This is a genomic window from Kribbella sp. NPDC050241 (assembly GCF_044459685.1).
Taxonomy (GTDB): Bacteria; Actinomycetota; Actinomycetes; order Propionibacteriales; family Kribbellaceae; genus Kribbella.
Window position 1 is genome coordinate 169,047 of the sequence record NZ_JBITJE010000008.1, and the last position, 12,419, is coordinate 181,465.

Consider the following 12,419-nt stretch of genomic DNA (forward strand, 5'->3'; position numbering starts at 1 on the left):
CCTCCGGCTGGTCGCCGTGCTCCCGGGGCCTCGCGGTGCTCACCGTGTCGAGGGCCCTCCGGCATCGCCGAGCGTCGCGCGGACGGCGGCACCGGACAATGCGGTCTTCGACAGGAACCCGATCGCCGGGCTCGCCGCGATCAGGTCAGCGTAGTCCTCCTCGGAATGCGCCGAGATCATGATCAACGGTCCCGGCGACCCGTTGGCCTGCTCGGCCAACCGGGCGGCCAGTCGCAGTCCGCTCTCGGCACCGAGGTCGATGTCGACCAGCGTCACGTCGGGCCGCAGCCGCGCCACCAGCTCGAGTGCGTCCGCGCTGGTCGAGGCGGTCCCCACCACCTGGATGCCGTCGTACTCCAGCACCGCCCGCGCGGCCTCGAGGAAGCGCGCGCTGTCGTCGACGATGATGCAGCGAACCATGGTTCCACCATTTCAGCGAAGGGGACCGGTGGCATTCCGGCTAGCTGCACCTCTGGACATCGATCCGGTCACGGTCCGTGGCTGGACCGACGTCTTGCGGCGCCTCCGGAGGCGACGGTAGATCGCGGTACCGGATCGGTAGCTTAGCGAGGCTCCCAGGACGAGTGTCGCGGCGGCGATGAGGACGTCCGCGAGGTTGATGCGGTAGTGGCTGAGAGCAATGAAGTCGACCGCGCCGCGGACGCTGCCCGGAGCGGTCCAGGAGTGCAGGCCGACCCGGTCGAGCTGGTTGCTGCCCCATCCGCCGATCGCCAGGGCCGCGGAAACGAGGATGATCGTCGGGCGCCGGCGCCGTACCAGTACGACGTACGCCGTGATCAGCAAGCCGAGACCGGCGAGGTCCAGGAGCGCGCCCGTGGACGGGTCGGCGTACCAGTGGCCGATCCGCGGGCCGGCGAGCATGTCGCTGCCCCGATTGATGATCGAGCCGTCGACGTGCTGCCAGGCCCAGCGCTTGGTCGTCTGGTCGAGCAGGACGACCAGGGCCAGCAGGACGAGAACACGGAACCGCTGTCCGGCTTCGGCGGCCGCGGTCGTAGTGGCCAGGCGGACGTTCGACATGACGCTCCTCGGGGGTGACGGCGTCCGCGCTGGGCACGCGCGTTCTGGCCGTACTTCAACCCTTCCGGGCGAGCGAGGATCGGACCTCAGCGCCAGCGGCCGACCCACCTACCGGCTGCCTGCAATCTTGCGCCGGGCGCTGTCTGGGGTCAGCGGCCCTCGAGGTACGTGAGCACCGCCAGGACACGGCGGTGGTCGTCATCGGCCTCGGGCAGCTGGAGCTTGGTGAGGATGCTGCGGACGTGCTTCTCCACGGTGCCTTCAGTGACCCACAGCTGCCGGGCGACACCGGCGTTCGACCGGCCCTCGGCCACCAGCGCCAGTACTTCGCGTTCGCGCTCGGTGAGCACCGCGAGCGGGTCCTGCCGGTGGCGAGAGTCGACGAGCTCCTTCACCAGCGCCGGGTCCACCACGGAGCCACCCCGGGCGACCCTTTCCAGGGTCTCGACGAACTCGTCCACGTCCGTGACGCGGCTCTTGAGGAGGTAGCCGACTCCTTGTCCACTGCCGAGGATCTGCATCGCGTGCTCGACCTCGACGTGGGCCGAGAGCAGCAGGATGGCGGTCTGAGGGCGCTCCTGCCGGATGGCCTGCGCCACCTCCAGACCCTCGGTCGAGTGGCCAGGTGGCATCCGGATGTCGATGATGACCAGCTCCGGGAGGTGTTGCCGGACGAGCGCCAGCAGTCCCGGGCCGTTGCCGGCCTGGCCGACGACCTCGAATCCCGAGCGCTCCAGCAGGCTCGCGAGCCCTTCCCGGAGCAGGACGTCGTCATCCGCGATCGCCACTCGGGTCCGGCTCATCTCCACTCCCTACGCCGCCTGGACTCAGATTAGCGCGAGGTCGAGGAGGGCAGCCCGGGCAGCGCCGGTCGTGAGACGTTCGGCCGGGTCCTTGGCCAGCATGCCGGCGATGACGGGGTGCAGCCGGCCGGCCCGCAGCCAGGGGCCGGGCGGATTCTCCGCGACCGCGGTCAGCGTCGCCAACAGGCCGCCCTGGTCGAACGGCGTTCTGCCCTCGACGGCGGCGTACAGCGTCGCGCCGAGTGAGAACAGGTCGGACGGGGGTGCGGGCTCGTCGCCCCGGAGCTGCTCCGGGGACATGAACGCCGGACTGCCGGCGACCAAACCCTGCGGGCAGTCGAAGTCCTCGTCGCGCATGCAGGCGACGCCGAAGTCGGTCAGCACCACCCGGCCGTCGGCACACAGCTGCACGTTCCCCGGTTTGACGTCGCGGTGAACGATGCCGGCCGCATGGACACTCCGCAGTACGTCGAGCAGGCGCAGGGCGAGGCGGATCACCCGGTCGATCGGCAGGGGTCCTTCGGTCGCGATCACCTGGGCCAGAGTCTGCCCGGACAGCGGCTCCATCACGATCCAGGGGAGGCTGCCTTCGCGGACGAGATCGAGGATCCTGACCACCCCGTCATGACTGACCCGGGCCGCGGTCCGCGCCTCGTTGAGCGACCTGGCCCGCGCTGCCCTGGCCGCTTCCACCGAACCGGTGTCGTTCGCCAGGTGCTGCTTGAGTGCGACCGGCCGGCACAACAGCTCGTCCTCGGCCAGCCAGACCCGTCCCATGGCCCCGCGTCCCAGCAGCGACCGAAGCCGGTACCGCCCTGCGACGAGCCGTCCCGACGGTGCGGTCACGGACTCCGTGACGACTTCGGCGAGGTCCGCGACGGCGTTCATGGGCTGACCCTTCGGATCTGGCGGTGTTCCGACCGTTCCAGCCTGCTGGGAAACCGGCGTCCGAGTCGTCAGGGCCTGCGGGCATCCCCTCTACCGGCTAGCAGGAAGGCGTGCTGGGTGCCAGCCGCAGACCTGCTCCGCGCTCTGAACCCGTCCGTTCGATCCGACCGTGTGAGGAGTGTCGAATGATCAACAGCGCAAGGAGAAACCTGAAATGAAGCGCATTGCCCTCTTCGCCGGTACGGCGGTGCTCGGGCTGTCCGCCCTGACAGCCTGCAGCAATGGCTCGAGTGCCGGCTCGCCCGCACCGCAGAGCACGCCCGCCGCGTCGGCGCCGGCCTCCAACGCTCCGGCCAAGGTGTCCACGGCCACCGCCGGGAACTTCGGGAAGATCGTTGTCGACGGCACCGGCCGCACGCTGTACGTGTACGACCTGGACACCGCCAAGCCGTCCAAGTCCAACTGCTACACCGGCTGCGCCGCGCTGTGGCCGCCGTTCCTCGCAGGCACCGGTAAGCCGCAGGTCAGCGGGGTCGACCCCTCGCTGGTGGGCACGGTGGCCCGTACCGACGGCACCAAGCAGGTGACGCTGGCCGGATGGCCGCTCTACCACTTCGCCAACGACTCCAAGGCCGGCGATGTGAACGGCCAGGGCGTGGACGGCACCTGGTGGGTGGACGCCACGAACGGCCAGAAGATCACCACCCAGGCGTCCTCGTCGGGCGGCAACGCCGGCTACTGAGTCGTTCTTCCGTACGCTGGGGCGATGAGTGCAACAGTGCCGCGTTCGGTGCTCAGCCGTCGTGCCCTGAATCGGGCGTTGCTCCAGCGTCAGCAGTTGCTGGACCGGGGGAGCGGGCCGGCGACCGAGCTGATCGAGCGGTTGGTGGGGCTCCAGGCCCAGGCGCCGTTGGCGCCGTACGTCGCGCTGTGGTCGAGGCTCGAGAGCTTCGACCCGGAGGAGCTGTCCGCGCTGCTGAGGTCGCGCCGGCTCGTGCGTTCCTCGTTGATGCGAGCAACGATTCATCTCGTCACCGCCGAGGACTGCCTGTCGCTGTGGCGGCTCGTGCATCCGGTCGCGGATCGAGGGCTGCGGGGTGCCTTCGGCAAGCAACTGGCCGGGGCCGATGTCGACGCGGTTGTTGCCTACGGCACTGAGCTGCTGAGCCGGGAGCCGTACACCCGCAGCCGGCTGCGCGAGGTGCTCGGTGAGCGCTGGCCGGACTGGGACGCCACGGCGATGGCGTACGCCGTCAGCTACCTGACCGGCACGGTCCACGTCACTCCCCGCGGGATCTGGAGCGAGAGCGGCCCCGCTGCCCTGCAGACGATCGAGAGCTGGCTCGGCCGGTCGCCGGTGACCGGTGGTCCGATCGACTCGCTCGTACTGCGGTATCTGGCGGCGTTCGGTCCCGCGAGTGTGGCCGACGTACAGACCTGGTCCGGGCTGACCAAGCTGCGGGAGGTCGTGGATCGGCTCGAGCTGCGTGTGTACGCCGACGACGACGGGCGGGAGCTGTACGACGTACCGGACGGGACGCTGCCTGATCCGGAAACGCCGGCGCCGGTGCGGTTCCTGCCGGAGTACGACAATCTGCTGCTCTCGCACGCGGATCGCCGGCGGGTCAATCCGTCCGGACGGTCGATCCCGCTGCCGCCGGGCAACGGCGCTGCGATGGGCACGCTCCTCATCGACGGCGACTACCAGGCCGACTGGCGTCACCACCGTGGCAAGGAACCGAGCCTGCGGATCACGCCGCACCGCTCACTGACCACCGATGAGCAGGAGGCGGTCGAGCTCGAAGGCGCTCGGCTCCTCACGCTGATCGGCACTGACGACACACCGATCACGTTCCACACGATGTCCTAGGCGACGGCGAAGACGAGCAGGGACCGGCCATCACCTCCTGGATCTGGCGGGCGGTTAGCTGCTGCCGTCGTACGGGAGGAGGATGCAAGGCATGAGAGCTATCACGTACGCGCGTTCCGGAGATCCGTCGGTTCTCGAGCTCGGGGAGAGGCCGGTCGCCGAGCCGGGTGACGGTGAGGTGCGGATCCGGGTGGTGGTGTCGGGCGTGAATCCGACGGACTGGAAGTCGCGGAGCGGCTCGTACGGCGGTGGACCGGACGAGGCCACGGTGCCCAACCACGACGGCGCGGGCGTGATCGACGCGGTGGGCGGTGGTGTGGACGGTCTCAGCGTGGGCGACCGTGTCTGGGTCACTCTGGCCGGCGACGGCCGTCCAGGCAGCGGCACGGCCCAGGAGTTCACTGTCGTGCCCGCCGGCCGCGTCTTCCCCCTGCCTGCGAACGCGGACTTCGAGCTCGGCGCGAGTACCGGCATCCCGGCCATCACCGCACACCGTGCGCTGACGGTCGGCGATGGCGGCGCGGGCCGGCTCCGGCCAGACGCGCTGTCCGGCCGGACCATCCTGGTCGCCGGGGGAGCCGGTGCGGTGGGCAACGCCGCGATCCAGCTCGCCCGCTGGTCCGGCGCGACCGTGATCTCGACAGTCAGCCGGGAGTCGAAGGCCACGCTCGCGACGGCGGCCGGGGCACACCACGTCGTCGACTACACGAAGGCGGACGCGGCCGAGGTGGTCAGGCGGATCGCTCCCGACGGTGTCGACCTCGTCGTCGAGGTCGCGGCGGGCGCCAACGCCGAGCTCGACCTCGCAGTACTGCGTCCGCGCGGGACGATCTCGATCTACGCCAACGACGGCGGTGCGCCGTTCGAGCTCGACGTACGGCGGAACATGGGCCTCAACACCCGCTACCAGTTCGTCCTGCTCTACACGCTCGGCTGGGACCGGATCACTGCCGCCGCGGAAGACATCAACCACGCCATCGAGGACGGGGCCTACCGCGCCGGAGAGCAGGCCGGCCTCCCGCTGCACCGCTACCACCTCGAAGACACCGCCGCCGCCCACGCAGCCGTCGAGAGTGGAGCAGTCGGCAAGGTCCTGATCACCGTCGCAGCGACCTGACCGATGGCGGGAGCATTTCCCCGCGCTCACATACTTGACAAGAGTAAGTAAAAGGCATCAGGGTTCAGATATCCTATCCGATCGCTTCTTCGGGGACCCGCAGAGAGGTCAGCCGCTCATGACCAGATTCCTTCGAAACAAGGCGATCCGAGGACCACTCGTGGCGCTCGCCGTCGCCGCTCTCCTCCCGGTCGGCCTGACCGCGGCGTCTTCCGCCGGCGCAACTCCGCTGCAGACGGTCACCGCGGCCAGTACGACGTACCCGCCGGCGGGTGAGCAGGCGCGGAAGCCCTACATGGGCTGGAGCAGTTACAGCATGCAGGTGTACTCGCCGAAAGGCGGCAGCTGGATCACCGCCGACCAGATCGAGGCGCAGTCGGATGCGATGCACCAGAAGCTGCAGCCGTACGGGTACGAGTACATCAACATCGACGCGGGCTGGAACGGCGGCATCGACGACTACGGCCGGCCGGTGCCGAGCAAGACGCTGTACCCCGACGGCCTGCAGGCAGTGATCGACCACGTCCACGCGAACGGCCAGAAGATCGGGCTCTACGGCATCCCCGGCATCTCGAAGGCGATGCTGGACGCCAACCTTCCGGTGTATGGCGCCCCCGGATGTACGACGGGAGACCTGGCGGTCCAACCGCTGCAGAAGGGCGACTACTGGGGCTTCGGCTACCGGATCGACGTCGCGAAGCCGTGCGCGCAGGCCTACATCAACTCCATCGCCGATCTCTACGCCAGTTGGGGCGTCAACTTCCTGAAGTTCGACAGCGTGACGCCGGGCTCAGGGGTCAGCGATCTGTCCATGGACGCACGCGACGAGGTCAAGGCCTGGTCGCAGGCCCTCGCCCGCCACGGCATCTGGCTCGAGCTGTCCTGGGCTCTCGACATCAACTACGCGGACTACTGGAAGCAGTACGCGAACGGGTGGCGGATCGACTGGGACGTCGAGTGCTACTGCCCTGGTGAGGCACTCACGACGTGGCAGAACATCGCGCGACTGTTCCCGAAGCTCGCCGACTGGTGGCGCCATGGCGGACCGGGTGGGTGGAACGACCTTGACTCCCTGGACGTGGGCAACGGCACGATGGACGGGCTGACGAAAGACGAGCGGCGTACGGCGGCGACGCTGTGGGCAGTGTCTGCGGCCCCGTTCTACATCGGCAACGACATGACCAAGCTCGATTCGTACGGCCTCGAACTGCTGACCAACCACGAGGTGATCGCGGTCAACCAGGCCGGGCGGCCGGCCCAACCGGTGTCCACCAAGACCAACCGGCAGACGTGGTACTCGCTCAACGCGGACGGCTCGTACACCGTTGCCCTGTTCAACCTTGGGACCACCGAGGCCGACATGACGGTGAACTGGGCGGACCTCGGACTGGACGGGTCCGCGCAGGTGCGTGACCTGTGGGCGAAGAAGGACCTGGGCCAGTTCGCGTCCGGCTACACCGCTGCGACCGTGCCGCCGCATGGGACCCGGTTGTTCACCGTCACGCCGCAGAAGAACTCGAAGGTCAGCGTCAACGACGACGATCTGCGGGTGTCGTACGACGGAACCTGGCAGCGCAACGGCAACTTCGAGGTACCGGCGGTCTCCGAGCCGCTCACGGTCGCGGTGACCGACTCGTCGGCGGCGAAGGCCGGCGCGGCCGCGACGTCAACCGATGCCGGCGTGCGGACGATCTCGGTGAACAACGACAACCCGGAGATCGTCTACACGGGTTCGTGGAGCCGGAGTACGGGTCGCGGGCTCGGTGACTATCAGGACGACGTGCAGTACACCGAGGCCAACGGCGACGCGTTCACATACAGCTTCGTCGGCACCGGGGTGGACTACGTGACGGAGACGCACGAGTCGCAGGGCGATGTCGAGATCTACATCGACGGTGCGCTCGAGGCGACGGTCGACACTCATCGCGATCCGGCCGACGGGCGCGGTGCGCAGCAGGTCGTGTACAGCATCTCGGATCTGCCGAACGGAACGCACACGATCCGTGGTGTGAAGAAGTCCGGACAGTTCATGCTGCTCGACAAGCTGAACGTGCGGCAGGAGAGCCTGCTGAACCCGGACACGGCGGCGTTCGACAAGAACCCGTCCGCGCAGGCCGATGTCAGTGTCCAGATCGGGCGCGACTCCGCCGAACTGGACGGGATCGCGAAGGGCGGCAAGGACCTCGTCAGGGGGACCGATTACACCGCCGACGGAACGGCCGTGACGATCAGCAAGCAGTACCTCGCGGCCCAGCCCGTCGGCAGTACGGTGCTCGACTTCCGGTTCCGCGGCGACCACCACGACGACGTGCACTACGCCACCGCGAACGGCGCGGCGATCGACTTCGCGTTCCGCGGCACCGGCGTCGAATGGCTCACCGCACTCGCCCCGGACCAGGGCGATGCCGACGTCTACCTCGACGGCAAGCTCGTACGCCGAGTGAACCTCGCCAACGATGCACGCGTCACCGCCCGCCCGGCCTTCACCCAAACCGGCCTGAAGAACGGTGACCACACGCTGCGCATCGTCAAGGTCTCAGGCGACGTACTGCGCAACGACGTCATCCGCTACACCACCGGAAAGTAGCCCTAGGCAACGGCGGCGCCGCGATCCCGGCGCCGCCACTCTGGTCGCAGCCTTCCAGCTACCGACCGGCGGTGGCCGATCCGCGGTCGTGGGCCTTCCATTGGGCTGCGACTTCGACTGTGATGTCGATGGCTCGTTTGGTGAGGGGGGATTGGGTGCGGCCGGTTTGCCAGAGGAGGTAGATCTCGCGGGGTGAGGGCGCGGGGTGCAGGTCGTGGATGGAGAGTTCCGGGTCGGCGACCTCGGCGCCGGTCAGGACCAGCCAGGGGAGTACGGCGGAGCCCAGTCCGGACCGGACCATCGCCAGTACGGCTTCGTTGCCGACGGCACGGAACACGATCTGCGGCCGGACGTCGTTGCGGGCGAACATCGCCTCGACCTCGCGCTGGTCGCAGGTGGGTGGCCACGCCACCATCGGTGCACGGTCGAGACTGGTGACTCGGACCGGTCCGTCGGGGAACGCTCCGCGTGGAGCCACCAGGACATAGGGATCGTCGAGCAGCTTGAGATGTTCGATCTCGCCGGGGACTCGGCGGTCGTGGAACATCAGGTCCACCGTGCCGACGGGTGGTGGATCGGACTCGTCCTCGATCAACCGGATGTCACAGCGGGGGAGCTCCTCGCGCAACCGGCGGATGACGTGCGGCAGGAGCACGTTCGAGACGCTCTGGAAGGTGCCGATGTCGATACGGCCTTCGCCGGCCTTGAACCGGTCGACCGCGGCGGCCAGGTCGTCGGTCCGCTCCAACAGGTCCCGACCGTGGGACAACACGACGGTGCCGAGCGGCGTGATCCGCACCGGCTTCGGCCCGCCGGGCCGGTCGAACACCGAACCGCCGACGGCCTTCTCCAGCGTCGCGATGTGCTGGCTCACCGTCGATTGCGTGTACCCGAGTCGCACCGCCGCACGCCCGAACGATCCCTCATCCGCGACGGCGGCCATGGTGGCCAGATGCCGCAACTCAACCTCGGCCATGACCTGAAGATACCCGCGTGGATCGGGCTTCGCGATGAAATCGATCGAGAACTATCGCTTTTCACCATGCAGGTAGGCGGCCTAGCGTCGTACGCATGGATCAACCGTTCGACTACGACGCCGAGCTCCGTCGCTATCACGAGCGATTGCAGGCGGCCGCGAACGTCGGCCCCGATGATCACGTGCTCGACATCGGCTGCGGTACTGGGCTGACGACCCGGGACGCCGCCAGGCGGGCGGCCTCCGCGGTCGGCGTGGACATCTCCGCCCAGATGGTGGCGACTGCTCGCGAGCTGGCCGAACAGGAAGGCCTGCAGAACGTCTCCTTCGAGCAGGCCGACGTCCAGGACCACGCCTTTTCATCGGATCGTTTCTCGTTAGGGATTAGCCGGTTCGGCACGATGTTCTTCGCCGACCTCGAGGTCGCGTTCACCAATATCGCCCGCGCACTGCGTCCGGGCTCGCGGCTCGTGCAGCTGGTCTGGCAGGACAGCAAACACCAGGAGTGGTACGCCGTGTTCCGCGGTGAGCAACGCAACGAGCCCGTCGCCGGTGGCGCGTTCTCCCTCGCCGACCCGGGGACCGCGCAACGCATCCTGACCGGCGCGGGATTCACCGGCATTCAAGTCACCGACGTACGCGAACCTGTGTACTACGGCAGAGACGCCGAGACCGCCTACGAAGCCGCGAGCAGTCTCCGGATGACCCAGGATCTCGTTGCGGGCCTGGACCCAACCCAGGCCGAACACGCCCGCCAACGCCTCCTCGCCGACCTCGCCGCCCACCAGACCCCAGACGGCGTCTGGTTCGACTCCCGCGCCTGGATCATCACCGCCCATCGCCGGCGGCGCCTGCGGCGATGATCGGGGCTAGAGTCCCAGCTCGGTCAGGCCGGGGTGGTCGTCGGGACGAGGTCCGGGAGCGTCCCAGTGGAAGAGCCGGTCGGACTCGTTGATGGACTGGTCGTTGATGCTGGCCCGGCGTATTCGCATCAGCCCGAACTCGTCGAACTCCCAGTTCTCGTTGCCGTGGCTGCGGAACCACTGCCCGTCGGCGTTGTGGCACTCGTACACGAAGCGAACCGCGATCCGGTTGCCGGTATACGCCCAGAGTTCCTTGATCAGGCGGTAGTCGAGCTCGCGCTCCCACTTCTGCGTCAGGAACCCGACCACTTCGTCACGTCCGTTGACGAAGACGTCCCGGTTTCGCCACCTCGTATCGGTCGTGTAGGCGAGCGACACGGCCTCGGGATTGCGCAGATTCCAGGCGTTCTCCGCGGCCCGGACCTTCTGGATCGCGGTCTCCTCGGTGAACGGCGGCAGTGGTGGTCGGGTGTTCATCTGATCTCCTCGGTCGGGGCCCGTCGAGGACAGTATCCAAGGCCCACCGACGGCACCGTCCCTTGACGGGCGCGGCTGAGGGTGAGATGGGCCTGCGGGATCGGTCATCGCGGCCGCACACGACGCCTCGGCGTACCAGTCCCGAGGTCGGGGGGCGGGTGGTGGAGTTGCGTCGTACGGCGCGGCGTGGCCACGGCTGGTCGCGGATCGCCAGGACATCACAATGGCTCGGCCCAGGACATCTGGCGACTGAAGCGACCTCGTTGCCGCTCATTGTGATGGCCCGCAGATCTCGGCGGGCCGGCAGCCCGCCTGCGCCGACCGCTACCAACCCGACCATCGCGATCTTCGGAAACAAAAGTCCACCCAGCGACGAACAGTTTCCGATGATCGGTGCGCTGTGCGATGTCGGCCCGGCGGGCGACGCCTCGCCTTTCGACCTTGAGCCTTCGACCTTGAGCACCGAGCAACCATCACAGTGGCGGTTCGATGGTTGATGGGGGCACGAAGTGGGCTGAGCCCGCCGAGTCGAGCTGCGTGGACTCGGCAGGCTGTCGAGGTCGAGGTCTCAGTCCGGAAGTGGGAGCCCACCTGGCGTCTTGGTGTACCCGAGTTGCTCGATGACGCGGCCGTCGCTCACCCGCGTCACGTTCACGCCGAGAACGGATTCCGTGTCGGTGGGCCCGAAGCGGTAGCGCCACCGCACTGCCGCCCAGTCTCCGGCCGAGAACACGTGCTGGACTTCGAAAGTGGTCGACTCGTCGTCCATCAGCTCGGCCCAGAACGCCACGCACGCGTCCTTCCCGACAAACGCGGCGCCGTCGGGAGCGGGCTGGGCCGCGACCATCACGCAGTCGTCATGGACGAGGGTGGCGAGTGCGTCCTTGTCGCGCTGCCGAAACGCGGCGTTGAAGCGGTCAACGGTCTCAGCGGTGTCGGTCATCTCATCCTCCTGGAAAGTAGAACAGTTGGTCTACTTCTGACCGTAGTAGACTGAATGGTCTATCGTCAAGGAGAGGGTCAGGATCGGCAGATGACTCCCAGGACCTCGCCAGGACCCCGGGAACGACTTCTCGCGGCAGGGCAGCAACTCTTCTACTCACAAGGCGCCTCGGTCGGAGTGGATGCGCTGCTCAAGGAGGCGAACGTCGCCCGCAGGTCGCTCTACGAACACTTCGGCGACAAGGACGGCTTGATCGCGGCGGTTCTTGGTCGCGCCGCCGAGGAGGACCTTGCCTGGTACGAGGACGCGTTGGCCGGCGCCACCGAACCGCGAGCCCGGCTGCTCGGGCTCTTCGATCGGCTCGACGAACTCGTCGCGACCCCGGATTTCCGAGGCTGCCGGTACTTCGCGACCGACCTTTCGTTCGCGGACCCCGGTCATCCGGCCCATGCGGAGACCGACGCCTTCCGGCGGAGCCTTCGCGCACTCCTCGTGCGGGAACTCGAGGCCCTGGGTCATGCCCGCCCAGAAAGCGCTGCAGAGCAACTACATCTGCTGATCGAGGGGACCCTGGTGGTGGGGGCCACCCAGGACGGTCACCATCCTGGCCGCGCCGCGCGCGACCTCGCCGCCGTCGTTCTCGGCTGACGAGAGATTCACGAGACGGCCGGCCCCGGGAAAACGGGAGCTGTGTGGGGGGCTCAACCGTGCAAACGAAGTCGACCGTCCCTTAGCTCCGATTGTGGACTACATCGTATCGAAAACATACATATTCGAGCGTTTGAAGGCTGTTCGCGGCGTGAATTGGAACGGTCCGGGCCCGCTGCGTGGCTGAACGGTCCCAGACCTCGAAG

The 12,419-nt window shown here is 68.0% G+C and carries 14 protein-coding genes; 7 read left to right on the top strand and 7 right to left on the bottom strand.

Annotated elements, in window-relative coordinates; all coding sequences use genetic code 11:
- Positions 1 to 39: 39 nt before the first annotated feature.
- From ACIBG5_RS31740 to ACIBG5_RS31755, 4 genes are all read right to left on the bottom strand, one after another.
- The gene (locus ACIBG5_RS31740) at positions 40 to 420 is read right to left on the bottom strand and encodes a response regulator transcription factor (protein ID WP_396395187.1); all 381 of its coding nucleotides are present in this window, start codon (positions 418 to 420) and stop codon (positions 40 to 42) included.
- A 12-nt stretch (positions 421 to 432) separates the two neighbouring features.
- The gene (locus tag ACIBG5_RS31745; protein ID WP_396395188.1) at positions 433 to 1,041 is read right to left on the bottom strand and encodes a signal peptidase II; all 609 of its coding nucleotides are present in this window, start codon (positions 1,039 to 1,041) and stop codon (positions 433 to 435) included.
- Positions 1,042 to 1,190: 149 nt separating this feature from the next.
- Positions 1,191 to 1,844 carry a response regulator transcription factor gene (locus ACIBG5_RS31750; RefSeq protein ID WP_360440886.1) on the bottom strand — a complete coding sequence of 218 codons (654 nt, stop codon included), beginning with the start codon at positions 1,842 to 1,844 and terminating at the stop codon, positions 1,191 to 1,193.
- Between the two features lie 24 nt (positions 1,845 to 1,868).
- A complete protein-coding gene (locus ACIBG5_RS31755; protein WP_396395189.1) occupies positions 1,869 to 2,732 on the bottom strand; it encodes a serine/threonine-protein kinase in 864 nt (287 codons plus the stop codon).
- Between the two features lie 214 nt (positions 2,733 to 2,946).
- Between ACIBG5_RS31755 and ACIBG5_RS31760 the strand changes: the two genes are divergently transcribed.
- From ACIBG5_RS31760 to ACIBG5_RS31775, 4 genes are all read left to right on the top strand, one after another.
- Positions 2,947 to 3,474, top strand: a complete 528-nt coding sequence (locus tag ACIBG5_RS31760) for a hypothetical protein (protein ID WP_396395191.1) — start codon at positions 2,947 to 2,949, stop codon at positions 3,472 to 3,474.
- Positions 3,475 to 3,498: 24 nt separating this feature from the next.
- Entirely contained in the window at positions 3,499 to 4,602 is a 1,104-nt protein-coding gene (locus tag ACIBG5_RS31765) for a winged helix DNA-binding domain-containing protein (protein WP_396395192.1), read from the top strand.
- A gap of 91 nt (positions 4,603 to 4,693) precedes the next feature.
- A complete protein-coding gene (locus tag ACIBG5_RS31770) occupies positions 4,694 to 5,719 on the top strand; it encodes an NADPH:quinone reductase (RefSeq protein WP_396395193.1) in 1,026 nt (341 codons plus the stop codon).
- 118 nt (positions 5,720 to 5,837) lie between these two features.
- Positions 5,838 to 8,306, top strand: coding sequence for a X2-like carbohydrate binding domain-containing protein (locus ACIBG5_RS31775; protein ID WP_396395194.1), 2,469 nt, complete (start codon positions 5,838 to 5,840; stop codon positions 8,304 to 8,306).
- 58 nt (positions 8,307 to 8,364) lie between these two features.
- Here ACIBG5_RS31775 and ACIBG5_RS31780 read toward each other — a convergent pair whose 3' ends face one another.
- Positions 8,365 to 9,282, bottom strand: a complete 918-nt coding sequence (locus ACIBG5_RS31780) for a LysR family transcriptional regulator (protein WP_396395195.1) — start codon at positions 9,280 to 9,282, stop codon at positions 8,365 to 8,367.
- 95 nt (positions 9,283 to 9,377) lie between these two features.
- On the opposite strand from ACIBG5_RS31780, the gene ACIBG5_RS31785 reads away from it, so the two are divergent.
- On the top strand, positions 9,378 to 10,145 hold the full coding sequence (locus tag ACIBG5_RS31785; RefSeq protein WP_396395196.1) for a class I SAM-dependent methyltransferase: 768 nt from the start codon (positions 9,378 to 9,380) through the stop codon (positions 10,143 to 10,145).
- A gap of 6 nt (positions 10,146 to 10,151) precedes the next feature.
- Here ACIBG5_RS31785 and ACIBG5_RS31790 read toward each other — a convergent pair whose 3' ends face one another.
- Positions 10,152 to 10,622 (bottom strand): DUF1348 family protein, encoded by a 471-nt coding sequence (locus ACIBG5_RS31790; RefSeq protein WP_396395197.1) that lies wholly within the window; start codon positions 10,620 to 10,622, stop codon positions 10,152 to 10,154.
- Between the two features lie 158 nt (positions 10,623 to 10,780).
- Between ACIBG5_RS31790 and ACIBG5_RS31795 the strand changes: the two genes are divergently transcribed.
- On the top strand, positions 10,781 to 11,119 hold the full coding sequence (locus tag ACIBG5_RS31795) for a hypothetical protein (protein WP_396395198.1): 339 nt from the start codon (positions 10,781 to 10,783) through the stop codon (positions 11,117 to 11,119).
- Between the two features lie 71 nt (positions 11,120 to 11,190).
- Here ACIBG5_RS31795 and ACIBG5_RS31800 read toward each other — a convergent pair whose 3' ends face one another.
- Positions 11,191 to 11,565 carry a nuclear transport factor 2 family protein gene (locus ACIBG5_RS31800; protein ID WP_360440922.1) on the bottom strand — a complete coding sequence of 125 codons (375 nt, stop codon included), beginning with the start codon at positions 11,563 to 11,565 and terminating at the stop codon, positions 11,191 to 11,193.
- A 90-nt stretch (positions 11,566 to 11,655) separates the two neighbouring features.
- Here ACIBG5_RS31800 and ACIBG5_RS31805 point away from each other — a divergent pair, with 90 nt between their 5' ends.
- Positions 11,656 to 12,213: a TetR/AcrR family transcriptional regulator gene (locus tag ACIBG5_RS31805; protein ID WP_396395199.1), complete on the top strand. Its 558-nt coding sequence runs from the start codon at positions 11,656 to 11,658 to the stop codon at positions 12,211 to 12,213.
- Positions 12,214 to 12,419 lie beyond the last annotated feature (206 nt).